This is a genomic window from Caproicibacterium sp. XB2 (genome assembly GCF_044880635.1).
Taxonomy (GTDB): Bacteria; Bacillota; Clostridia; order Oscillospirales; family Acutalibacteraceae; genus Caproicibacterium; species Caproicibacterium lactatifermentans.
Genome location: NZ_CP173227.1, coordinates 1,389,044 through 1,412,870 on the forward strand (window position 1 = coordinate 1,389,044; position 23,827 = coordinate 1,412,870).

Sequence of the window (23,827 nt, forward strand, 5' to 3'; positions counted from 1 at the left end):
TTCAGTGTCTGCCGCCTGCAATTTGGAGGACCGCATCCGCAAAAGCTTCCGTCTGCGCTCTGCCGGTAAAGGCGGAAGGACACATTCGTACGGCGCCGCGGTCCAACGTGCCGTAAAAAGCGTGTGCGCGCGGTGCACAGTGCAGCCCCGCACGCACGGCAAAGCCGTGCCGGTCCAGCTTGGCAGCCGTTTCCTCACTGTCCATATCGGGTAGATTAAACGATAAAAGCGGCGCAAAATATGGCGGTTCCGGCCGCGGCGTATACAACTCCACTTTGCCGGAGCGTTTGAAGCGGTCGTACACGCCGCACGCCAGCCGGCTTTCTTTTTCGTAAAGATTTTGTATGCCCATCCTCTGTACAAAGGCAATGCCCGCACCAAGGCCAAGAATGCCGGGGACATTGGCAGTTCCGCTCTCAAACCGTTCCGGCATTTCCTCCGGCTGCACCAAACTTTCCGAGGCTGTACCGGTACCGCCCTCTATCAGTGTATCCAAAGAAGCGCCGTTCAGCGCAAGCAGCAGGCCGGTCCCCATTGGCCCATACAAACCCTTATGCCCCGGCGCACAGAGGTAGTCAATACCGTTTTCCGCCATAGAAATGGGCAAAATGCCGGCGGACTGGGCACAGTCCACACAAATCGGCACCTGATAGGCGTGACACAGCGCCGCAATACGCTCCACCGGCAGGCGAATGCCCCACACATTGGAAACATGGGTGCACACACACAGACAGGTATCTTCCTGCATGGCTTTGCGGAAAGCGTCCATGGTGGCGTCATTGTCACCGGGCACGACCTGCACTTCTGTATAAGTAATGACGTTGCGGCGGCGCAGCGTTTCCAGCGGCCGCATGACCGCGTTGTGCTCCAAACAGGAAGTGACCACATGGCCGCCCTGCTTCACCGCTCCTTTGATAACCATGTTCAGTGCCTGCGTACAATTCATAACAAATGCGACATTTTCCGGACCAGGCGCACCGAAAAAGCGAGCGGCACGCTCCCGCACCTGAAACACAGCTTCCGCTGTACGCAGACTCATACGGTGTCCGGCCCGGCCGGGATTAGCTCCATACATTCGCAGGGCACGCTGCATTGCCGCAGAAACCTGTGGTGGCTTTGGGTATGTGGTAGCGGCATTGTCCAAATAAATCATTTCTGCTGCACCCGCTCTCTGCGTCCCAGTACATGAATGCCTGCTTCCTGTAAAATCTGTTCAGCTTCTTCTACCCCGTTGGGAACATATACACCATAGCCGCAGCCCGAGGTATTCGGCGTACGCGGCAGGCGCTCTACATAGGCCCGAATGCCATTATTGCGCAAAAGCTCACGGCTTTTCATCGCATATGTGACGGAACCTACATCTATAACAACTTGCTGACCCACAAGGTATCACCTCTTTGTAGTTTACATACTACAGAATATGAAGCCACCTTGCTTTCTGCCTTTTTTGTCCTTTAGAACTGCGCCGTGCGTTACCGCAGCAGACACACCGCATGGGCCGCTATACCTTCCCCCGCACCGGTAAATCCAAGTCCCTCTTCCGTAGTGGCTTTGACACTAACCTGTTCCACAGGAACGGAGCAGGCCTGTGCCAAATTCTGCCGCATGGCAGTAATATACGGGCGCAGTTTCGGCCGCTGACAAAGAATGGTGGCGTCGATATTTTCTATTTCATATCGGTTCGCCCGCACATGGCGGCAGACCTCCTGCAAAAGCTGTAAACTGTTGGCACCGCTGTAAGCCGGGTCCGTGTCCGGAAACAGACAGCCGATGTCCCCCAGTGCCGCGGCACCCAGCAATGCATCCGATACAGCGTGCGCCAGCACGTCCGCGTCCGAATGGCCCAGCAGGCCCTTCTCATACGGGACCTCTTCCCCGCCCAGAATCAGGCGGCGGCCGGGCACCAGTTTATGTACATCATATCCATGTCCTATGCGCATCATTTTTCGCCCCTTTTGCGCAAAACAGCCTCCGCCGCCGGTACATCGTCCGGCGTGGTGAGTTTAAAATTGGTATAACTGCCGCGGCAGAGGTGTACCGGATATCCGGCATGCTCAAACAGCTGACAGTCATCCGTCAGGTTCTGCCCACCGCCGGAAAGCAGGCTGCGGTATGCCTTGGCACAAAAAACCTGCGGTGTCTGCACCGCCCATAAGTTCCGACGTTCCGGCGTGTCAATAATGAGGCCGTTTTCGTCCGATTTTTTAATCGTATCTTTCACTGGCACCGCCAGCGCAGACGCACCGTATTGGGCAGCATCTGCTACCGCACGGTCAATTTCTTCCGGTGTTACCAGCACACGGGCACCATCGTGAATGGCAAGCAGTCTGCACGCTCCGGCCGCTTTGGCTCCGGCCGCCGCGGACTTTTGGCGGGTATCACCACCCGGCACAATGGCCGCCAGCTTGTCTGTACAGTGATTCTTCACCGCCAGCGCGCGGAAATGTGCTTCCTGACCGGGTGGGCAGACCAATATGACACGCTGAACCGTTTTCGCCTGTTCAAAAGCAGAAAGCGTATGCACCAATGCAGGCTTACCGCCCAGTGGAATCTCCTGTTTGGGACGGCCCATTCGTGTGGAGGCGCCCGCCGCCACAATCACAGCACAGCAGGAAACTTCCGGCAGACCGTCTGCCGTTTCCCATGGAAAATAGCGGAGGTCCGGCAAATATACATCTGCCAGCTCCTGAATTTCCGGCTTTTCCGGTTTTGCTTCCGCGTCCGCCAATGCCGCGACCGGAAAACCCGCCATTTTGGCGGTCCGAATCGCATACAATGCGTCTTCAAAGACCACAGTTTCTTCAGGCGTGCCGCCCAATCCGCGGGCCGCTGCCTGGAAAATCTCCGGACGGTCCTTGCCGCTGCCAAAGTCATTTGTTGACAAAATGAACTGAAAAAGCTGTGTAACGCCCAGCCGGTCAAATACCGCACGGATACTGCGGGCGTCCGTACTGGAAACAATACACATAGGGGTTCCCTGTTGATGAAGCCGCTGCAGGAATGCGACTGCACCCGGTTTTGGCTGTACCTCTGTGCGGTACCTCTCATAGGGGATCGTGTTTATTTCCTCCATAATAGCTTCCATACTCTCCTGTACCCCAAGCGTACGGAAATAGCGTGCCGAGTCCTCAACGGTCATGGCACGCAGACGGGTGTGCATATCTTTCTGCGCAGAAATGCCGTGCCTACTGAGAATGTCTTCCCCCAAGTTGTCCCATACATGCATGGAGTCAAGCAGAGTGCCGTCCATGTCAAAAATCGCATATTTTACCTGCATAATTCCTCCCGACGCCGCAGCGCCTGTCTGACAAAGTCGCTTTCCCACTTACGCATATTTCTGAAAAGAAATATTGAGGTCAACCGTACCGGTTATGCCGTTGATTTTTCCCTTTTGCGTATACTGCCATATGTTAAAATGATAGTAAAAGCTGGGCAGATTTTTATATTCTGCATACCAAATCTGATATGCCTCCAGTTCCTTTAGGTCAAAAACCGTATATCCCATGGTTTTGTTGCAGTAATAGGCTGGCTTGTACCCGGCTGCCTGGATGCGTTTGCAGAAAGCCGCCGTATACTGTGTAACTTCTTCCGGCGTTTCGCTGTTGGTACGCAGACCGCCGGCCTCCGAAATAGTGGAAATCGTTTCATCGTTTCCCGGCTCCCAATCAAAGACGACCGGCCATGTTACCTGATAGGGCTTTATCTGCTGTATCACATAGTCAGCTTCCTTTTCCGCTTCTGCTTTGGAAATCGCCTGTGAGTAGAAATAAACGCCGACCTTCAGCCCAGCTGACAAAGCGCCCTTCATGTTTTCCGTGAACCTGCTGTCCGCCTGAATTGTGCCGGTGGTCTGGCCACGGTATCCGACACGAATCATGACGAAATCCATGCCGGAGGCCTTCACTTCTTTCCAGTCAATACTGCCCTGCCAAGAAGAGACATCTACGCCGTTGACCGCACCTGCATAAGAGGTGATGCCATTGAGTGCGCTGAACTTACTGTCAGACAGGGTATTTTTTGCCACCGCATATTTGGGTATGATTTTTTCCCCTTCATAGCGGTCCTGTATAATCATATCCTCTACAATCGAAGACGATACTTGTTCCTCTGCATTTTTATGGGATGAACAGCTGTGCAGAATAGCCGTTAAAAGCAAAACGATGGCCAGCACAACCGCGCCGGCCGCCAGCAGCAAGCGCCTTCTCTGTTTTCGTATTCGTTTCTGTACACGGGGACTGCGGACATAGCGGCTCATAACATTCTCCTTTCCGCTCTGGATTCTGCGATTTATTTTACACGAATCCTGTTGAAAAAGCAACTTTACAGGACGGACGCCAATATGCTAAAATAGGGCGTAAAAGGCGGGGATTTCCCTGCAGCAACGGAAAGGAATCTTTTTAGAATGCCGATTCAAAACATCATTTTCGATATGGGGCAGGTCCTGCTTGATTACTGTCCAGAACGCTACACAAAGGCTTTTCTGCCCGATTCGGCAGGCACAGATGACTGTCATCTGGTGACACATGTTCTGTTCGGCGGCAAAACATGGCAGCAGCTAGATGCTGGCCAAATTACCGAAACAGAGGCTATTCATACCTTGCTTCCACAGCTGCCGCCGCATCTGCGCCGGCCGGCCCGGGAACTTTTCTACGGCTGGCAGTCCTATATTCGGCCGATACCCGAAACAAACGAACTGGCGCTGGAACTGCACCGTGCAGGTTATAAGATTTATATTCTCAGCAACACAGGCGTGCGCCTGCACGTTTACAGCTTCCGTATTCCGGCGTTTCAAATTATGGACGGTGCCGTGTATTCGGCGGACGTTCAGCAGGTAAAACCAGACCCCGCGATTTATCAAACGCTGCTTTTCCGCTACTCCCTGCAGGCGGAAGAATGTTTTTTTATCGATGACAACCCTGACAACATCGCCGCCGCCAAAGCGCTCGGTCTGCAGACGCATTGCTTCCAGCACGGATACCGTGCACTGGAAACAGACCTGCATCGGGCCGGTGTGCAGTGGAAGGAACAGTAACACGTCTTTCCGTTTCATATAAAGAAAAGGGCCGGACACTGTTTTGTGTTCGGCCCTTTTCCGCTGTTTTCCAACAAAACAGGCTCTGCCGCAGCAGAGCCTGTAAAGGATTCAGGTATTTTTCATAATGATACTTTCCAGCAGGTTTGCCACCTGTTCGCAGCCATCACAGCAATCCTCAAAGCGGTCAAAAGCCCGTACCCAGCCAATCTTCACCGCTGTCTTGCCGTCTTCACCGTACAGCTGATGAACGGTGTCAATGTACAGTTTATCGCCGCTTTCCTCCAGCGTGTTGACCTCCACCACATGTTCGTGAATATGTGTCTGCTTGCGGAAGTTGTAAAACTCCTGCATGGCAGCCAACAGGTGGTCACAGCACTGTACAATCAAATTTGCAAACTCCAGCGCTTCCGGACGGATATCGTTAATGTGGTACATATAAATACGCATGAGAACATCTTCAATCTTGTCGGTCACTTCGTCCAGTGCCTGCGCAAGGTCAATGATATCTTCCCGCTCAATCGGCGTAATGAATTCGCGGGCAAGCTGATTCATCATGGTATGCTTTTCCTGGTCCGCTGCATGCTCAATCATGTGCATTTCTTCCTGCTTCTGCGGCAGGTTTTCGATATTAAAGTGCTGCAGAATATCCTGCAGCTTTTTAGCCGCCTGACAGGCGTATTTCATCTGCGTTACGAAACTGTCATAATAAGGACTGGTTTTTTTCGACACGGCGGATAGCACTCCTTTGCTGATAATTGCCGAATTGCATCTCTAAAATAGAGCAACTATTTTTTACAGAGTAATTGAAAAATCAGAGAACTGCGATAAGCACTTTAGACACAACATAGCCAATCAGACCACAGCCGGGGAATGTCATAATCCATGTCATGGCCATATCTTTCGCCACACCCCAGTTAACTGCTGACATTCGTTTGGCAGCACCTACACCCATGATGGCTGTTGTTTTGGTATGCGTTGTGCTGACTGGCCAGCCGGTCAGGCTGGAAATCAGCAGACACACAGCGCCGGCCATATCTGCCGCAAAGCCCTGGTAGCGTTCCAGCTTGACCATATTCATGCCCACGGACTTAATAATGCGGTAGCCGCCAGTCGCAGTACCCAGTGCCATAGCCAAAGAACAAATAACCATAATCCAAAATGGAATCTGCAGCTGTGCCCCGGCGGAAGCCGTATGGCCGTTTGCCAGCAGAAGGCCCATCAGGAACACGCTGATAAACTTCTGCCCATCCTGCGCGCCGTGCATGAAAGCCATCGTTGCACCACCGAAAATCTGTGCACCCTTAAAGAAATGTCCCGTTTTGCGGCGGTCCATATTGCGGCAGATTACTTCGGTCAGCTTGCAGATAAGCCAGCCCAGCCCAAAGCCAAGTACAGCGGACAATGCCAGCCCATACAGGACCTTCACCCACTCGTTCCAGTGGATACCATTCAGTCCATTGTGTACAGCAATCGCAGCGCCCGTCAGGCCAGCTATCAGCGAGTGACTCTGGCTGGTAGGAATACCAAAGGCCCACGCGACGCCGCCCCATACAACAATCGCAATCATAGCAGCGCACAGCGCGATAAGGGCGTTGTGTGAATCCGTGCCAAAGTCGACCATTTTATAAATGGTTTCAGCAACAGTGGGACACAGCCGAGTCATAATGATAATGCCCAATAGATTGCAGACAGCCGCCATTCCAATTGCCGCCCGCGGCGACATGGAACGTGTAGAAACGGTTGTAGCAATCGCATTCGGCGCATCTGTACCACCGTTGACCATAATTGCAGCTAAAACAAGCAGCACCGTAATAAGGAACGGCGGATTGCTGGCAATCTGCTGCAGAAAAGTGGAAAAAGTAATCATGGCAGGTCCTTTTCTCCTCGCTGCAGGTCATCTTAACCTGTTTTTAACCTATTTTTAATTAGCAGATTTATCATATCATGTTTTTCGCCAATATACAAGCAAAAGTTGCATATTCAGGTGCCCACTTCATGCATGATGCTCAGCTATATTTAGCTGCTATTTTTATTATATCTATCTTTGATTTTTCGCTGAAAAGCAGAAAAAAGCACTGTCCATCTGTGGACAGTGCCAAACTATTCTGATTCAGTTGCCTGCGCTGGAAACGCCTGCGCCGGAGACGGAAGTGCCATTGTTCAGCAGAGAGGCAAACCGTGCTTCATGCTTTGTGCTGAGCTTAAAGTTCGGATTGCCTTTCAGCAGCGGAATGAAATACTGGTTCGAGAATCCGTACATACTCGGGTCCAATGTCCCATCCAGTGGCTTAAACGTATAGCCGTTCTGCTTGCCATACTGAATGATGTTCTCCACTTCGCTGAGGGTAGCTTTTTTCACCGACGTATTGTGCATGAGGATAATGTTCCCGCCCTCCTGCATTCCGCGAATGGAGTTTGCGTAAATACCGCTGGCGTCTGCACCCTGTGCATCTTTTGAGTCGACGTCCCAGTCATAGAAGAAGAAACCGCGTCTGGTCATTTCCTGAATGATTGCCTTGCGTGTGGAAGTGGACATAATGGGGTTGTTGCTGCCGCCAGGGAAGCGGAAGAATGGTGCCACATGGTCATTGGTTGCTTTCTTCAGTATCTGGTACATATTGTTGAAATCAGAAAGGTATGCTTCCGGAGAAGCATAAATTTTCCGGTAGTTATGGCAGGCGCTGTGCACAGCACAGGTGCAGCCAGAATCATAAATTTCCTTTAGGTATTTATCATAGTTCGGGTCTTTCTGCTGTTCCGGCTGATGAGTGATGAAAAAGGCTGCTTTGACATTGTTCTTCTTCAGGACCTCCAGCAGCTGCGGGGTCAGGTCACTCGGGCCGTCATCGAAGGTGAGGTACACGGTTTTATCGGCGGCATCTTTCCACTGACCAACCTTTGTCTTTGCATACAGGTCCGGATACAGCGCCTGATATCCCGTCAGGCCAGTCTTGTTGACCTCAAAGGCCTGTGCGGAAGAAGCAGCCGCAGCAGAAGAAGCCGAGGTGGAAGAATCTTTCGCAGTGGACGCCTTGGAAACGGCAGAGGAAGACACTGCTGTTCCCGTTTTCGGGTGCACCAACAGACGGGTAATTCCATAAGTACCACCGGCAAGCGCCGCAACCAATACAATACAGATTAGAACAATTGCGGCGTGGCGTCTTGTGCGCTTTTTCTGCCGCTCGACCGCACTCACTTTTTTTCTCTCTGACATTTTCTCTACTCTACTTCCTTTTTGCGTTGTACAGCGCATCTGCCGTCAAAATGGGCAGGCTGTTTTCATCTGTCCGGAAAATGGTTGCTTTGCTTACAGGGGAATTTACCCATGAATGAACATTTTCTGGAACGTATGTGTACATACTCATTATAAAGCGGACCAGAATAAAATACCAGTTAAAGATTTGTTACTCGCGGCAATAAAAAATTTGTTTTCGCACCGGTCACACATGTATCTTCGGTTTCCGGCGGGGAATGGATTTTTCCATAACATAATAAATGCGGTTGCGGCCGTTTTCTGCCAGCACACTAACAACATCAAACATATCCAGGGAACCGATAAACTGGCTCAGCTTTTTAAAGCCGTAGTTTCGCACATCAAAATCCGGATAGCGGCGCACCAACATATTTCCTACATCGCCAATCAGCACACGGCCGTCCTCATCGGCGTTATCCCGCACCATATTATAGATGCTGTTAATAATTTTGTCCGGCGGCACCATTTCCGGTTTGGTCGGAGCATCCGAGGCTTTTTCATTCTCTTCCGCCTGCTGCTCCAGCACTTCCAAATAGCGGAATTTGTTGCACGCCGCAATAAAGGGCGCCGGTGTCTTTTTTTCGCCCATGCCGATTACAACCATTCCGCCCTCCCGCAGGCGGGCCGCCAAACGGGTAAAGTCGCTGTCGCTGGAAACCAAACAAAAACCATCCACATGACCGGAATACAGAATATCCATCGCGTCAATAATCATGGCCGAATCGGTCGAACTCTTCCCTGCTGTATAGCCGTACTGCTGAAACGGAATAATAGAATTCTCCAGCAGCACATTTTTCCAGGAAGCGAGGGAAGGCTTTGTCCAGTCCCCGTAAATGCGCTTATACGTTGCAACACCATTGTTGCTGATTTCATCCAGAATATATCGGACATATTTGCCCGAAACATTGTCCGCGTCGATAAGGACAGCGAACCTTTTTTCATCTTGCATAGCTTTCCTCCTTTTTAACACACTCTTTTATTTTATTGTTTCCGCTGTGCGGAATATGCATTTGTGTCCCCGCTCTGCTCTGTTTTTTCCAAAAAAGCGTTGAGATAGGGACGGAAAGCACTGGGAAGCGGATAGCGTTCCCGCAGTTCTTCTATACTGGCCCACACAAGGTCCGGCGCCGATACAGGCGGAGCCAGCAGGACACGCCAGCCCGTCATGTGCCACTCGATATGGGTGAAAATATGTTTAGCCGGCGGAAGCGGAAGCAGACGGACCGGCTCCAACCCCATCGCACGCACAGCCTGCACCGCCTGCCGCTGGTCCAGCGCACCATTCTCGCTGGGCAGTTCCCACATGGAAGCCAGCAGTCCCCTTGGCGGCCGGCGGCGCAGTGCCAAACGTCCCCCCTGCTGCAGCAAAAAAAGTGTCCGCTGTTCTATTCGGCGCGGCGGCTTTGGCTTCTTCACCGGATACTGCTGTTCTCCGCCGGCAGTATGTGCCGCACACAGCTCCGCCAGCGGACAGCTTTCACACTTTGGCGGCGCATTCGGTACACAAACAGTGGCACCCAGTTCCATCATTGCCTGATTAAAATCACCGCTGTGCTCTTCCGGCAGAATTGCCTGAACGCCCGCTTCTACGCAGCGCTTGACGGTGGGGTCCGAAATATCGGCACTGTCCGCTGTCAAACGCATCCACACCCGCAGGACATTGCCGTCCACCGCCGGAACCGGCAGGTGAAACGCAATGGACGCAATGGCACCGGCAGTATAGGGACCAATTCCCGGCAGTGTCAGCAGTTCCGGATAGGAAGCAGGCAATCGTCCACCGTATTTTTCGACAGCTACCTTTGCCGCTTTCTGCAGGTTACGGGCGCGGGAATAATAGCCCAGCCCTTCCCACAGCTTCAGCAGCCGTTCCTCCGGAAGTGCCGCCAGGGAAGGAATATCCGGTGCCGCCTTCAAAAAGCGCTCAAAATATCCTTTTACCGCTTCCACACGTGTCTGCTGCAGCATAATTTCGGATATCCAGACTCGGTACGGTGTGGGATGATGCCGCCACGGCAGGTCCCGTGCATTCCGCTGGAACCACCTAAGCAGCGGCTGTACAATTCGTTTCATTTTCTGCATTCTGCCGTTTTTGTCCTCCTTTGCCTCTAAAAAAGTGCCCCGCCGGCACTGCCGGACAAGGCACTTTTGTTTTTTCTTGTGTACAGATGATGCAGAAAACTCAGTCCAGCTTGTCCGCAATATCTTCGTAGGGGCTTTCCAATGCGTTCTTTTTGTCTGCCTTACTGGCATACTGCTTTACCTGTACAGAAGACTTTGCAACGGGCTGCAGTGTTCCCGCACCAGCTACACAGCCGCCGGGGCATGCCATGCCTTCCAGCAGATAGCCGTCGTATTTACCGGCCTTTGCCACGCGTAGCATCTGGCGGCATTCCCGCAGTCCCTGTGCCGCCTGTACCTTTATGTCACGGTCCGGGTCAATCTTCTTAATAACATCTACAACAGCCTTAGCCACACCGCCGCTGACAGCAAATCCACGGCCGGCCGCTGTGCCTTCGTTCAGCTGGCTGTCCGGCAGTGCCGCGACCAAATCGACGCCGCGCGCCTCGAACATACCCATGACTTCCTCAAACGTCAACACAAAGTCGACATCACTGCGGATAGAGCGGCGGCTGGCTTCCAGCTTCTTTGCGGCACAGGGGCCAACAAAGACCACCTTGCAGTTCGGATGCTCTTTTTTCAGCAGGCGTGCTGTCAGGACCATTGGCGTAAGCGCCATAGAAATGCGGGGAGCGAATTGCGGGAATTCCTTCTTTGCCATAACCGACCACGCCGGGCAGCAGGAGGTTGCGAGGAATGGCAGTTTCTCCGGAACCTTGTCGAGGAAATCATGCGCTTCCTCCAGTGTACAGAGGTCAGCGCCGACCGCAACTTCTGCCACATCGGTGAAACCAAGCTTTTGGAACGAAGCACGCAGTTTTTCCGGTGTCATTTCCGGACCAAACTGTCCGACAAAGGCCGGTGCGATTGCGGCGTAAATCTCGCCCTCTTCTTTAATAGCGTGGATAACCTGGAAAATCTGACCCTTGTCCGAAATAGCGCCGAACGGGCAGCTGACCAGGCACTGGCCGCAGGAAACACACTTGTCATAGTCGATGGTTGCATGGCCGTACTCATCGGAAGAAATAGCGTTCATGCCGCAGGCCGCCGCACACGGGCGCTCTATATGGATGATAGCATGGTACGGGCACACGTTGACGCACCGGCCGCACTTTACACAGAGTTCTTGGTCGATAACACTCTTTCCGTTTTCACCGCTGATAGCGTGACGGGGGCAGACTTCCCGGCAGGGGTGGTCCAGACAGTTCTGGCACATTTCTGTAATATGAACGGATTTTTCCGGGCAGGCGTTGCAGGCAAACTTGATCACGTTCACCAGCGGCGGGTCATAGTACTTCTCTGCAATCGCACTTTCCACAATGCCGTCCGAAATGGGGGCATGCTGGTCCGCTGGACGCAGCGGCAGGCCGATGGCAAGCCGCAGACGTTCACCGACAATGGCACGCTCCAAAAAGACACTGGTACGGTAGCTGGCATCATTTCCAGGGACAATTTTATAAGGGAGTTCTTCGATACGCGAATAATCTCCACCCTCATAAGCAAGACGTGCCACCTCAGTAAAGACCTTGCGGCGGATATCGGTAACAGGTGAGTGTATGCCTCTAATAGCCATTGATATATTCTCCTTTTTTAATAAACTTGAAAAGCTGAAAGACAGCACAGGAAAAGCCGTTTTATACAGCGAGTATGCTTCTATCACATTCCTTTGTTTTTATTATAACAAATGCAGAGGCATTTGTCTTTAAAAATTTACTTTTTTAAAAGCCGGATGATTTTGAAGGCATTCTTTATAAAAAATAACATATTTTCACCATGTTGGTCCCCACAAAAGGGATTGCCGAACCGCCCCTCTTGTGTTATGATAAGTGTGAAACGTTTGTTCTAATGTCCTTTGCTCTGAAAAAAGGAGGAACTCAGTTTGGATCGTATCATCCTGCATAGTGACTGTAACTGTTTCTATGCCTCTGTAGAAATGCTGTACCATCCGGAGCTGCGGAACCGCCCCTTTGCGGTGGGCGGCGACCCCCGGCGACGGCACGGCATCATTTTGACCAAAAACCAGCCAGCTAAGGACTGCGGCATAAAGACCGGTGAAGCACTGTGGCAGGCACGTCGAAAGTGTCCGGATCTTGCTGTGCTGCCGCCGCGTTTTGCACTGTACCGAAAATTTTCCGACCGTGCAAGGCAGCTTTACCTGCAGTATACCGATATGGTAGAACCATTTGGTCTGGATGAAGCGTGGCTGGATGTGACCGGCAGCGTTTCCTCTCCGCGGGAGGGTGTCCGGCTGGCAGACGAACTGCGGTGCCGCGTTCATCAGGAACTGGGCATTACCGTCAGCGTCGGTGTCAGCTGGAACAAAGTTTTCGCCAAGCTGGGCAGTGATTACAAGAAGCCAAATGCCACCACGGCCTTTCTGCGAGACAACTGGAAAAGCCGAATCTGGCCGCTGCCGGTCAGCAACCTGCTGTTTGTCGGCCGAGCCACCCAGCAAAAACTGCTGGAATACGGTGTGCACACCATCGGTGACCTGGCGGCCATGCCGCCGAAAGTACTGCAGGCACGCTTCGGAAAAAGCGGGCCGCTGCTGTGGAGCTATGCCAACGGACTGGACACGTCCCCTGTGGAACGCTGGGGAAGCCGTTCCGCCGTTAAATCCATCGGCAACTCCACCACAACCCCGCGTGACCTAACCTGCAATACAGACGTGAAAGTCGTTTTTCTGGTTCTCGCGGACAGCGTTGCTCATCGCCTGCGGGAACAGGGATTTTCTGCACGCACGGTTTCCATCAGCGTACGCGACACGCACCTGCACACATTTACCCGACAGCACACCTGTCCGCAGTATACCAACATCACCCGTGAAATTGCCGAAAGCGCCTACCAGCTCTTCTGCTCAAACTATCACTGGTCGCTGCCAGTGCGCAGTGTGGGCATTACGGTTTCGGATCTGCTGCCGGCAGGACAGAACATACAAACTAGCCTGTTCCGGGACGAAAAGAAACGAATGCGCGCTGAAAATCTGGACGCCACATTGGACGGCCTGAAAAAGCGCTACGGGAATGCCTGTGTACAGCCTGCGGTCCTGTTGGAAGACACACAGCTGAGCGGCACCTCCTCCGGGAGCATCTGTGCCCTGCCACCTGCCGCAGAAAAGAAGAATTGACTTTTTCTCTTCTGATCCTACTCTTTTATCATAGAGGATTACTGCTGAAATGTCAATTTTATTTTTGCCTTTTTTATGCGTTATTCATAAAAATAAAATTCCGTTATTTGCAGATAGAAAGAATTATTCTGCCGATCTCTTTACACAAAAAAGCTCCCGCCAGCGGCAGGAGCTTTTTTATAAATTCGGTGTAAAAAAATAACCGTCCCCGACCCTGCAGGTATGCACCCCAAAGACACGGTCAATCTGCCCAGACTTCACCAGTGCTTCCGGTGTATCGAAGTCTTCCAGCCGTCCATTGAACAGCAGTGCAACCTGATGACTGTACCGCAGAACCAATGACAGTTCGTGCAGAACCATAACAATCGTTTTGCCCCGTCGGTTCAGCTCTGTCAAAAGGCCCAGCAGTTCAAACTGACGGTGCAGGTCCAAATATGTGGTTGGCTCATCCAGCAGAATAATATCTGTATCCTGTGCCAGTGCCATAGCGACATACACCCGCTGCCTTTCTCCGCCGGAAAGTTCCCGCAGGTCACGGTCGGCCCACTTAAAAATGCCGGTTTCCCGCATGGCGGTATCCACTGCCTCCCGGTCTTTTTCCCGCATTCTGCGGGAAAAACCGAGGTACGGAAAGCGTCCGTGACTGACCAGCTGCCGGACCGTAATGGCAGGCAGCCTGCGCACCTGCGGCAGATAAGAAACCGTGCGGGCAAACTCGTTCCGGCTGAAGTCGGACAGCAGGCGTCCACCCAGCGTAATGCTGCCATCAAGCGGCGGCAGCTGACGGGCGATGGTCCGCAGCAAAGTGGTTTTGCCGCAGCCATTCGGCCCGATCAGTGATGTAATTTGTCCTTTCGGTATGGAAAAGGTGAGGTCGGACAAAACTGCCCGCTCCGGATACCCCACTTTTGCGTGACAAAAATCAATCATACAATCGGCCCTTTCTGTGCCGCAGCAGCAGGCTGAGAAAAAACGGACCACCCAGCAGCGACAGGATAATTCCCACTGGGAATTCAAAAGGCGCAAATATCACCCGCGCCAGTGTATCACACAGCAGCACAAACGCTGTTCCGGACAGCGCACAGGCCGGCAGCACCCAGACATTCCGGCCGCCCACCAAGCGCCGAACAATATGCGGCACCAAAAGGCCCACAAAGCTTAACAGGCCCGCGAAACTGACCGCGGCACCTGCCAGCAAAGCCGCCGCCAAGATGGCAAGAAAGCGTGTCCGCTGTACATTTAGCCCCAGGCTAGCGGCACTTTCCTCCCCCAGCTGCAGTACATCTAAATTTTCCGCAAGGAATCCGGCCAGCAGCAATCCTACCAGAATATAAAAGAAAGCGGATTGAACATTTTCCAGTGCAACACCGGAAAAGCCGCCCAGCATAAAGCTGCTGGAGCTGGCCACTGCGTTCGGTTCCAGCAGGGTAATGGTGTTAATGCCCGCTGTCAGCATACTGCCCACCGCAATGCCCGCCAATATCAGCACTGTACGGGAAAAGGCCGCACGAACAGCCAGCGCATAGATAAAAAGAGCCGTACAAAAGGCACCCAAAAAAGAGGAAATGGGCACCAGTCCCATCGCCGGCGGAGCAAATACCGCCGCCAACAGGCCAAAAAAGCCTGCGCCTGCATTGATGCCAATCACATTTGGGCTTGCCATGGCGTTGTTGAGAACTGCCTGAATGACCGCACCAGCAACCGCCAGGGCACATCCCGCCAGTCCCGCCGCAAGCGTACGCGGTACACGTACATTGACAAGGACCTGCCACACTGTGCTGTCCGTATCCCGGTGGGACACCGCGAAAATCATCTGCTGCAGGGAATAAGGCTGACTGCCGCAGCACAAGCTCAGCAGTACTGCAGCCGCGGCGGCGACAGCCATCAGCAGCAGCGCTGTTCGGTTATGAGATTTGGGACGCGAGTTTCGGGTAGAGGATTTTTGCGAGATAGGCATAGCTTTCCCCCCAGCGGTCATTTGGTTTATAGTGGAACAGGTCCTTCGGCAGCTGATAATACCGCTTATTCTTGACAGCCGAAAGGCTTGCCCAGCCGGGGTTTGACTGCAGCGTCTGCTTTAGGTGCGCCTGCGCCTTTGCGTCACTCTTCCCCATAGTTACTGTAAAAATGAAATCCGGATTGGCAGACAGAATGGACTCCATACTCAGATTTTCCAACAAGTTTTTGTGGTTCGTGGCAACGTTCACCGCGCCCAAGTCTTTCAGCATGGCGCCTGTCATGGAGTTTTCCCCTTTGACCGTTGCATTGGTTGAATAGGCTCGGATAAGAAGTGCCGTCGGCTTGGGCTGGCCCTGCACGGTGTGGATGATTTTCTGTATATGTTCCTGTACCTCCAGCCCGTTTTTGTGGTAAAGGTCCGACCGGCCGGTCATGCTGCAAAGCTGCTGCAGCATAGAAAGATAATCTGTAAAGGTTTCCACACGAAAATAAGCGTGCGGGATACCCGCTTTCGTCAAAGCAGCGTGCAGCTTAGTATGTTCCGGCAGGCTGGCCGAAAGAAGGACAAAGTCCGGTGAAGCTGCCAAAATTTTTTCAAGATTTGGCTTTTCGACCGAACCGACGACCTGCAGACCGTCCGTCTTTTGCACTCGTTTTTCTTCTATGGCATCGCTGGTCACGCCCACCACGCTGCCACCCGCCAATTTCCATGTTTCTGCAAAGCTGCCGTAAGCCGCCACCACCCGTTTCCACGACTTTACGGAAACGGTATAGCCAAGAGCGTCCTGAAACGTGACTATCCGCTGTGTGGAGCTATCCGCTGACACAGCACTTTTCACCGGTGCTGCCGAGGAAGAAACTGCAGATGAAGCAGCCGCCGTACCACATCCGGCAAGGAGCGCTGCCGCCAGCACACCGCACATGGCCCGTGTAAAGATTTTGATACGCAAAACACCCAGTCCTCTCTTTTCCCCATAAAAGGAAAGTGCCGCAAAAAGCAGCATCTGCTTTCCGTGCACTTTTCTTTCTTCTATTCTTGTCTGCAAATAGATTTTACCGCACTGCTTCCTGCAGCGTTTCAACCAAGCCGTCCGTTCCGACGCGTTCCAGCATCAGGGCAAGGCGCTCATGCGGCCGGCCGTTTTTCTGAAAATAATCGAGTGCCGCATCCGCCGCCCGAATGACCTGCTCCTCACTGTACAAAATTGGCAGCAGCTGCTGGCCCTTGCGGAAGTGGTTCCCGAATGTGCCGCCAAAGTTCAACTGGTAACCTACTTTTCCTGTCCACGCCTTTTTCGGGCAGGACCGGACGCATTTGCCGCACTTTCTGCACTTGTCCCGGTCAATCGTAACCATTTTGGCTTCCTTGTCAACCGCAATGCACTGATTAGGGCAGACCTTTGCACAGGCACCACAGTAGATACAGTCCTGCTCATTCCATGATGGAATCAAACAGCCCTTAATGCCAAGGTCATTTTCTTCCGTTTTCAGGCAGTTATTGCAGCAGCCCGTAATACCAATCTTAAATTTATGGGGCAGGTCACGGCAGTAATAGCGCTCGTCCAGTTTCTTAGCCAGTTTCTGTGTATCAATTAGGCCGTTCGGGCAAACCGTGCTGCCCTGACAGGCAGTAATGGTGCGCACACGGGGACCGCAGGCACCCTGTTCCATGCCGCCTTCCTGCAGTTCTTTGCGGACAGCCGCAATGTCCTGCAGTTTAATAAATGGAATTTCTACTCCTTGGCGGGAAGTGAGGTGAACATAGCCCTTTCCGTACCGCTCGGCAATTCCATAAATCGTTTTCATCTGCTCAATAGACAAATATCCGCCTGAGGTATGCAGCCGCATAGAAAAGCAGTCTTTCTGTTTTTGGAGCATAAAGCCGTCTTTTTTCAATGCTGCATAATCAACGTTCATTGTTTGTGTCCTCCTTCGCCATCGGTCATCCTAATATGACCAATATTATTTTTTACTGCAGAAGTCTTTGGAAAACGAACAGACTTCTGCCCTCGACAATGAAATCATAAGCCATATTGTCGAAAATAGCAAGGATGTTTTTAGCAGCCTGTTCTTCGCCTACTCATAAAAAAATCCTGCCCGCATTTGGAAAACAGGCAGGAATAAAGGCTTTTCGTAATTATCCGCGGCCGGCAAGGTCCTCCAGCACAGCGTGCAGAGCGGTGTTTCCCTCTCCTACGGCTTTTGCAATTTGGTACGGCCGGCCGGTGCAGTCACCCGCAGCAAAACAGCCTGAAACATTGGTACGCATCTGCCGGTCCACCGCAATATGTCGGTCCTGCATTTTTAGTCCCTGCAGAAGTGCCATTGGAGGAAGCGCCTGTTTTAAGAAAAAGATGCCATCCACCGGCAGGCTGCTTCCATCTGTCAGTTCCAGCCCCGTCACACGGCTGTCCCCTGTAATTTTTCGGATTTTCGCAGAAAGCCGTTCCACATTGGGCCTCTGAAACTGTGATGTCTGGAACAGCGGCAGATAGTACATCTTTCCAGCCAGCCCCGCAAGGAACTCCACTTCTGTTTCCATGGCAGGTGTATCACAAACAACGGCAATCGTTTTGCCGCGGTACAAGTTTCCGTCACAGGTTGCGCAGTAACTGACGCCGCGCCCCAAAAAATCCTTTTCTCCGGGCAGCTGTACCGCGGCATTCATGCCCATTGCTAAAATGACCGTCTTCGCCGTGTACTCTTTCTGTTCATCTGCCAGCAGCATGAAGGAATTTCCCATATTGTACACTGATGTAACACGTTCCTTTGTAACAGCAATATCCATATTCTCCAGCTGACGCGCGAATGCCTGCGTCAGCTGCTGTCCCGAAACATTCGGGAAACCGGGATAATTTTGTATCTGTTCCGACCGGGCGACTTTCCCACTGTGGTCCGGACTGCCAAACAATACAAAGGACAGTCCCCTGATTTTTGCATTGAGTGCCGCAGAAATTCCCGCAGGTCCGGCCCCAACAATGGCAGTATCCAGTTGCTCCATTTTGTCCTCCTATGCCCGGCGGCTGTTCAGCAGCGTCTGCCGGCGTGTATCCTTTATTTTATTCTATTTTATTTTATCATAAATTGTAAAGAATATCAGTCCACCGACAGCTGGATTTTCGACTGCTGTATATAATGTTCCGCATTATGGCGATTTTCTGCAATCTCTTCCTCTGTCAGCGCACGTTTTACCTTTGCCGGGCAGCCCATCAGCAAGACACCGTCCGGAAATGTGTGGTCCTGCGACACCAGTGCACCCGCCGCAACAATCGAGTTCTTTCCAACGGAGGCGCCGTTCAGCAAAACAGCACCCATGCCGATGACTGTGTTGTCACCTACAGTGCACCCGTGCAGAATAGCACCATGGCCAACGGTCACGCCGTTTCCTAGGTACAGCGGCCTTCCTTCATCCACATGCAGGACACAGCAGTCCTGAATGTTCGTTCCTTCTCCAACTGAAATGGGGGCCGTATCGCCGCGTATAACTGTATTATACCAAACTGAACAGTCTTTTCCAAATGTAACGTTTCCCGTTACAACAGCGCCCTGTGCCAAAACCGGCTTTTTTTCATTCAGCATTTCTTAGAATCTTCTCTCTCATTTGTTTCTGCCGGCTCAGATGATGCTACCTGCGGAGCAGCTTTCACCGGCATCATTTTATGAAGAACCTGCAGATATTTATTTCGGCAAAGTTTATGGTAGCTTTTCAGAATTTTTTCAACAGCCTTCCCCGCCTGCTGCAAATTGGTCTGCGGCAATAAAAGCAAAAACTGCGTATCACTGTAGGAAGTAATGACATCACCACTGCGCAGAGAAGACATCGCAGCTGACTTCAGTGCATTTTGTTCGCGGATAACACTGACCCGTTCCGGCAGCGAACCGTCCGTTTTGGCAAGCGTCATCAGTACAATGGTCGCCGGCTGATGACTAAGCATACAGACACGGGCATCGACACGGTACAGATTGCGAAATGCCTCAAAATCGCAGAAATAGGCACTTTGTATTTGGGAAGGCTCCTGCAGCTCATCGCGGATAGAGGAAATATCCATAGGCGCGTGTCGGAAATTTTTAGAAATCAGGCGGTAAAGGTCGCGCAGTTCCGGAGAAATGTCCTGTCCCTTCTCCCGGTAAAACAGAGCCGTCACCTGATTATAATAGGACAGTGCCTCAGAATATCGTTCTGCCTTTAGGTAACAGAAAATGGTCAGGCGGTGCAGCTGCAGGTTGAGGGGTGCCCGCTTCAGTGCCTCCAGGCAGAATTCCGGCAGGTTGTCCGTTTGGTTCTGCTGTTCCAGCACACCGCACATGGCAGCGGTACATTCCGCATACCGGTCCTCCAGTTTATGACGAATAGCCTGTACGTCTGTTGACCGTTCCACGCCGGGCAGAAACGGACCTGCATACAGATGCATTGCTTCTTTGCAGAGTTGGCCTTTTTCGGTGACGGAATGCGTCATGCGAATGACTTGATTTAATCGCTGAAAGTGGTCGACATCCGTGTGCGTTTCCAGTGCCGGGCTCCAGCAGTATGTGCCACAGTCAAACAAAATATATTTTCCAGCCTCACTGCCAAAGGAATGGCACAGCAGCTCCCGTGTACGGTACACCAAATTTTTCAGTGCATTCATTGTGTCCGTACCGTCTACTTCATATTTCCACAGCGCCCGTATCAGCTCATCTTCCTGTAAAGGCTTTTCATGTGAATAAAGCAAAATAGCCAGCAACAGCCATACCAGAGTAGGGCGGCGCTTTTTACAGGAAATTGTCTTTTCCCCGATTGTAAGAGAAAAATTTCCCATCAGATGTGCTTCTGCAACAATTTTATGCTGTCCTGTCATATTGGTTCCTCCTAAAATCCTGTGATATCTCAGAGGAAGCCGCCTTCTCTCCTTGAAAATTTGTCGTAATTTCCATAATTTCCTTATATTTTATCATGCTGTAAAAATTTTTTCAATTATCATTCTGCCAAAAAAATGGCGTTCTTTTCATTGCAGAATGACCGCTGTTTTTTTATTCATTTACAAAAAGCTTGCAAATTCTGTTGCTCTGCGGTATAATAAAAAACAACGCCGGTGTGTTGGAATTGGCAGACGAGACGGACTCAAAATCCGTTGTCAGCAATGACGTGTGGGTTCGACCCCCACCACCGGCACCAAAGTGGAAGAGTGTACGCGTATTGAACGTGTGCACTCTCTTTTTTATGCCGCGCGGTCAAACAGACCGGCGCGGCAGCGAATAAGCGGTGCACCTGTAGTGCCGACGCTTTTTCCCACATTTCTGCATATTCATATATACCTCCTGCATATTTGTCAGTTTTCCGCTTCATTTTTTCAAGTGCAGTAAACGAGAATGACAATCCTTAAGTCTTCTGCTGCAAAACAAGAAGATTCTATTGACAAACGCTCGGTGCAGGCCTATAATGCAAGGCATAACAGCGATGGCGCTGCGGTTTTTGAACCGCTGCGCTTTTTTTATTAACTTTTTGGAGGGATTGAAACAATGGCAGCAAGCGTACCGGAAATTTTTGGGAGTATGGTCTTTGACGAACGAACCATGCAGGAACGGCTTCCGCGTGAAACATTTAAGGCGCTGGAAAACACCATTCAGGAAGGAAAAAGCCTGAACATCAACATCGCCAACACTGTGGCCAGCGCCATGAAGGACTGGGCACTGGAAAAAGGATGCACCCACTTTACCCACTGGTTTCAGCCCATGACCGGCATTACCGCCGAAAAGCATGACAGCTTCATCTCCCCTGCCGGTGACGGCTCTGTCTTGATGGAGTTTTCCGGCAAGGAACTGGTCCGTGGTGAACCGGACGCAAGCTCCTTCCCCTCCGGCGGCCTGCGCGCAACCTTTGAGGCACGCGGCTACACCGCATGGGACCCAACCAGCTTTGCGTTTGTCAAGGACAAAACGCTGTATATTCCTACGGTCTTTTGTTCCTACACCGGTGAGGCACTGGACAAAAAGACACCGCTGCTACGCTCTATGGAAGCACTGAACAAACAGGCGCTGCGCATTCTGCGCCTGTTTGGTGACACAAAGACACAGCAGGTCAATTCCACCGTCGGTCCGGAACAGGAATATTTTCTCATCGACCGGAACCTATACAATCAACGTGAGGACCTCGTGCTGACCGGCCGCACCCTGTTTGGTGCTCGCCCGCCGCGCGGCCAGGAACTGGAGGACCACTATTTTGGCAGCATCAAGCTGAAAGTTGCCTCCTTTATGAGGGACCTCGACAATGAACTGTGGAAACTGGGCGTACTGGCCAAAACCGAACACAACGAGGTTGCCCCCGCACAGCACGAACTGGCACCCATCTTTAGCAATACCAACGTTGCGGCGGATCATAATCAGCTGACCATGGAAGCCATGAAGAAGGTGGCGGAGCGCCATGGAATGTACTGCTTGCTGCACGAAAAACCCTTCGAGGGCGTCAACGGTTCCGGCAAGCACAACAACTGGTCTCTATCCACCGATACCGGCACAAATCTGCTGGAGCCCGGTGATTCCCCGATGGAGAACGCACAGTTCCTTTTGTTCCTCGTTGCCGTCATTAAAGCAGTAGATGAGTATCAGGACCTGCTGCGCATTTCGGTTGCCAGCCCCGGAAATGACCACCGTCTGGGCGCAAACGAAGCCCCACCGGCTATCATCAGCATCTTCCTCGGCGACGAGCTCACGGAAATTCTGAAGTGCCTGGAACAGGGCAAGCCATACAGCCAGAAGGACAAGGAAATCCTAAAAGTCGGCGTACATACCCTGCCGCGCTTCCCCAAGGACAGCACGGACCGCAACCGTACCTCTCCCTTTGCTTTTACCGGAAATAAATTCGAATTCCGTATGCTGGGTTCCGCGGTTTCCATTTCCGGCCCGAATGTCGCGCTGAATACCATCGTCGCCGAAGAACTGGAGCAGTTTGCCGACAAACTGGAAAAGAGCAAAGACTTCCGGAAGGACCTCGACACACTGGTGCGCAAAACCATTAAAGAACACAAGCGCATCGTTTTCAATGGTGATAGCTACACAGATTCCTGGGTTGCGGAAGCTGAAAAGCGCGGCCTGCTGAACCTGAAAACCACAGTTGATGCTATGCCGCATTTTCTGGACAAAAAGAATGTAAAGCTCTTTGCCAAACACCACATCTTCACGGAAAGCGAGATGCACTCCCGCTATGAAGTGTCTATGGAAAACTACAGCAAAACGCTGAACATCGAGGCACTGACCATGATTGACATGGCCAATAAGCAAATTCTACCGGCAGTTGAAAAGTACATGGATGACCTGAGCCTTGCTTTTACCCACAAAAAGGCCCTAAACCCCAAAATGAACTGTCACGTGGAATATGACCGTGTAACAAAGCTGAGTGAACTGAGCGCCAGCGTGTATGATGAAACAGAGGAGCTGAAAGAAAACGTCAGCGCCGCTGCTGCCATTACTGACTTTGAGGAAAGCGCACGCGCTTACAAAGAGACGGTTCTGCCCACTATGGACGCCCTGCGCACCGATGCGGACAAGATGGAAACCTTAACCGGCGCTTCTTACTGGCCGTTCCCCACCTACGCCGACCTCATCTATCATGTCTAATCAAATTTGCCGGCGTTCCGGAACCTCTCCGGAGTGCCGGCTTTTATTTTTCTCTGAAAAGTGAGCATTAAAAAAACCGGCACGCTGCCGGCTTTTCGCTTTCTATTCTACTGAAATGTACGAATGGCGTTAAAGGGAAAAAGGCGCACTGTCACTTTGCCGACAATGATATTGTCACTGACCGTTCCGATATAGCGGCTGTCCGCTGAATGGTTCCGGTTGTCACCCATAAGAAACATTTGTCCTTTGGGGACAGTAATATCCACATTGGGGCCGGACCACGTCTGTTCTTTCACATAGGATTCCTGCAGGCGCTGGCCGTTGCGAATAACCACGCCGTTGGAAACCACAATGTGATCACCACCCACGCCGATGACTCGTTTAATCAGGTTGTCCCCAAGCGCATTGTTGCTGTTTACCACAACAATATCCCCATGCTGCGGCTGATAGTTCAGCTCCCACAGGATAACAAAATCGCCGTCATGGCAGGTATTCTGCATACTATTGCCGCTAACGCGGCCAGGCCGCGCAATAAAGGTGCAAACCAGCAGAACCGCTGCAACCGTAATGCCCATAGTCATAATCCACGACAGAACACCTGTTATTTTATGGTCAGGATGGGCTGACTCCTGTTCCGGCTGTGCGTCCGGCGTCTGCGGTACATCATCAGCGGCAGCGGAAACGGCTGTTTCTTTTTCATCGGGCTGCATTCTTTACTCTCCTTTTGTTCTGTACCAAAATT

22 protein-coding genes and 1 tRNA gene are annotated in these 23,827 nt (G+C 51.9%); 4 read left to right on the forward strand and 19 right to left on the reverse strand.

Annotated elements, in window-relative coordinates; all coding sequences use genetic code 11:
* Position 1: 1 nt before the first annotated feature.
* The 5 genes from ACIHKT_RS06995 to ACIHKT_RS07015 all read right to left on the reverse strand — a co-directional run bounded on the left by ACIHKT_RS06995 (position 2) and on the right by ACIHKT_RS07015 (position 4,255).
* Positions 2-1,153 (reverse strand): aminotransferase class V-fold PLP-dependent enzyme, encoded by a 1,152-nt coding sequence (locus ACIHKT_RS06995; RefSeq protein WP_086036172.1) that lies wholly within the window; start codon positions 1,151-1,153, stop codon positions 2-4.
* Entirely contained in the window at positions 1,150-1,383 is a 234-nt protein-coding gene (locus ACIHKT_RS07000; protein WP_086036175.1) for a DUF3343 domain-containing protein, read from the reverse strand. Before ACIHKT_RS07000 ends, ACIHKT_RS06995 begins: the two co-directional genes overlap by 4 nt.
* Positions 1,384-1,472: 89 nt before the next feature.
* A complete protein-coding gene (gene ispF / locus ACIHKT_RS07005) occupies positions 1,473-1,940 on the reverse strand; it encodes a 2-C-methyl-D-erythritol 2,4-cyclodiphosphate synthase (protein WP_274380237.1) in 468 nt (155 codons plus the stop codon).
* The gene (gene ispD / locus ACIHKT_RS07010; protein WP_174192893.1) at positions 1,940-3,277 is read right to left on the reverse strand and encodes a 2-C-methyl-D-erythritol 4-phosphate cytidylyltransferase; all 1,338 of its coding nucleotides are present in this window, start codon (positions 3,275-3,277) and stop codon (positions 1,940-1,942) included. The genes ispF and ispD overlap by 1 nt, the downstream gene beginning before the upstream one ends.
* Positions 3,278-3,325: 48 nt before the next feature.
* Positions 3,326-4,255 carry a glycoside hydrolase family 25 protein gene (locus ACIHKT_RS07015; protein WP_086036177.1) on the reverse strand — a complete coding sequence of 310 codons (930 nt, stop codon included), beginning with the start codon at positions 4,253-4,255 and terminating at the stop codon, positions 3,326-3,328.
* 147 nt (positions 4,256-4,402) lie between these two features.
* Between ACIHKT_RS07015 and ACIHKT_RS07020 the strand changes: the two genes are divergently transcribed.
* Complete coding sequence (locus ACIHKT_RS07020; RefSeq protein ID WP_086036179.1) at positions 4,403-5,032, forward strand: HAD family phosphatase; 630 nt, start codon at positions 4,403-4,405, stop codon at positions 5,030-5,032.
* Between the two features lie 111 nt (positions 5,033-5,143).
* On the opposite strand, the gene ACIHKT_RS07025 is transcribed toward ACIHKT_RS07020, so the two are convergent.
* The 6 genes from ACIHKT_RS07025 to ACIHKT_RS07050 form a co-directional block, all read right to left on the reverse strand.
* A complete protein-coding gene (locus tag ACIHKT_RS07025) occupies positions 5,144-5,764 on the reverse strand; it encodes a DUF47 domain-containing protein (protein ID WP_236849727.1) in 621 nt (206 codons plus the stop codon).
* An 82-nt stretch (positions 5,765-5,846) separates the two neighbouring features.
* A complete protein-coding gene (locus ACIHKT_RS07030; protein ID WP_086036182.1) occupies positions 5,847-6,902 on the reverse strand; it encodes an inorganic phosphate transporter in 1,056 nt (351 codons plus the stop codon).
* Positions 6,903-7,145: 243 nt separating this feature from the next.
* Positions 7,146-8,249 carry a polysaccharide deacetylase family protein gene (locus tag ACIHKT_RS07035; RefSeq protein WP_157658967.1) on the reverse strand — a complete coding sequence of 368 codons (1,104 nt, stop codon included), beginning with the start codon at positions 8,247-8,249 and terminating at the stop codon, positions 7,146-7,148.
* A 226-nt stretch (positions 8,250-8,475) separates the two neighbouring features.
* Positions 8,476-9,237 carry an NYN domain-containing protein gene (locus ACIHKT_RS07040; protein ID WP_086036188.1) on the reverse strand — a complete coding sequence of 254 codons (762 nt, stop codon included), beginning with the start codon at positions 9,235-9,237 and terminating at the stop codon, positions 8,476-8,478.
* Positions 9,238-9,269: 32 nt separating this feature from the next.
* On the reverse strand, positions 9,270-10,367 hold the full coding sequence (gene mutY, locus ACIHKT_RS07045; RefSeq protein WP_086036874.1) for an A/G-specific adenine glycosylase: 1,098 nt from the start codon (positions 10,365-10,367) through the stop codon (positions 9,270-9,272).
* A 100-nt stretch (positions 10,368-10,467) separates the two neighbouring features.
* Complete coding sequence (locus tag ACIHKT_RS07050) at positions 10,468-11,973, reverse strand: 4Fe-4S dicluster domain-containing protein (RefSeq protein ID WP_086036875.1); 1,506 nt, start codon at positions 11,971-11,973, stop codon at positions 10,468-10,470.
* Between the two features lie 312 nt (positions 11,974-12,285).
* Here ACIHKT_RS07050 and dinB point away from each other — a divergent pair, with 312 nt between their 5' ends.
* Entirely contained in the window at positions 12,286-13,533 is a 1,248-nt protein-coding gene (gene dinB, locus ACIHKT_RS07055; RefSeq protein ID WP_404352197.1) for a DNA polymerase IV, read from the forward strand.
* Between the two features lie 177 nt (positions 13,534-13,710).
* Here the strand turns inward: dinB and ACIHKT_RS07060 are convergent, their stop codons facing one another.
* The 7 genes from ACIHKT_RS07060 to ACIHKT_RS07090 all read right to left on the reverse strand — a co-directional run bounded on the left by ACIHKT_RS07060 (position 13,711) and on the right by ACIHKT_RS07090 (position 20,330).
* Positions 13,711-14,463 carry an ABC transporter ATP-binding protein gene (locus ACIHKT_RS07060; protein ID WP_086036193.1) on the reverse strand — a complete coding sequence of 251 codons (753 nt, stop codon included), beginning with the start codon at positions 14,461-14,463 and terminating at the stop codon, positions 13,711-13,713.
* Positions 14,456-15,490 carry a FecCD family ABC transporter permease gene (locus tag ACIHKT_RS07065; protein WP_086036196.1) on the reverse strand — a complete coding sequence of 345 codons (1,035 nt, stop codon included), beginning with the start codon at positions 15,488-15,490 and terminating at the stop codon, positions 14,456-14,458. The genes ACIHKT_RS07060 and ACIHKT_RS07065 overlap by 8 nt, the downstream gene beginning before the upstream one ends.
* The gene (locus tag ACIHKT_RS07070; protein ID WP_236858923.1) at positions 15,438-16,442 is read right to left on the reverse strand and encodes an ABC transporter substrate-binding protein; all 1,005 of its coding nucleotides are present in this window, start codon (positions 16,440-16,442) and stop codon (positions 15,438-15,440) included. Before ACIHKT_RS07070 ends, ACIHKT_RS07065 begins: the two co-directional genes overlap by 53 nt.
* Positions 16,443-16,545: 103 nt before the next feature.
* On the reverse strand, positions 16,546-17,409 hold the full coding sequence (locus tag ACIHKT_RS07075; protein WP_174192891.1) for a 4Fe-4S binding protein: 864 nt from the start codon (positions 17,407-17,409) through the stop codon (positions 16,546-16,548).
* Positions 17,410-17,629: 220 nt separating this feature from the next.
* Positions 17,630-18,493 (reverse strand): NAD(P)/FAD-dependent oxidoreductase, encoded by an 864-nt coding sequence (locus ACIHKT_RS07080; protein ID WP_086036202.1) that lies wholly within the window; start codon positions 18,491-18,493, stop codon positions 17,630-17,632.
* 95 nt (positions 18,494-18,588) lie between these two features.
* Positions 18,589-19,071, reverse strand: a complete 483-nt coding sequence (locus ACIHKT_RS07085; RefSeq protein ID WP_086036205.1) for a gamma carbonic anhydrase family protein — start codon at positions 19,069-19,071, stop codon at positions 18,589-18,591.
* Positions 19,065-20,330 (reverse strand): bacterial transcriptional activator domain-containing protein, encoded by a 1,266-nt coding sequence (locus ACIHKT_RS07090; protein ID WP_086036207.1) that lies wholly within the window; start codon positions 20,328-20,330, stop codon positions 19,065-19,067. Before ACIHKT_RS07090 ends, ACIHKT_RS07085 begins: the two co-directional genes overlap by 7 nt.
* A gap of 230 nt (positions 20,331-20,560) precedes the next feature.
* Here ACIHKT_RS07090 and ACIHKT_RS07095 point away from each other — a divergent pair.
* Positions 20,561-20,647, forward strand: a tRNA-Leu gene (locus tag ACIHKT_RS07095).
* Positions 20,648-20,991: 344 nt separating this feature from the next.
* Entirely contained in the window at positions 20,992-23,085 is a 2,094-nt protein-coding gene (locus ACIHKT_RS07100; RefSeq protein WP_404352201.1) for a glutamine synthetase III, read from the forward strand.
* Positions 23,086-23,192: 107 nt separating this feature from the next.
* On the opposite strand, the gene lepB is transcribed toward ACIHKT_RS07100, so the two are convergent.
* Positions 23,193-23,795 carry a signal peptidase I gene (gene lepB, locus ACIHKT_RS07105; protein ID WP_086036213.1) on the reverse strand — a complete coding sequence of 201 codons (603 nt, stop codon included), beginning with the start codon at positions 23,793-23,795 and terminating at the stop codon, positions 23,193-23,195.
* Between the last annotated feature and the right edge of the window lie 32 nt (positions 23,796-23,827).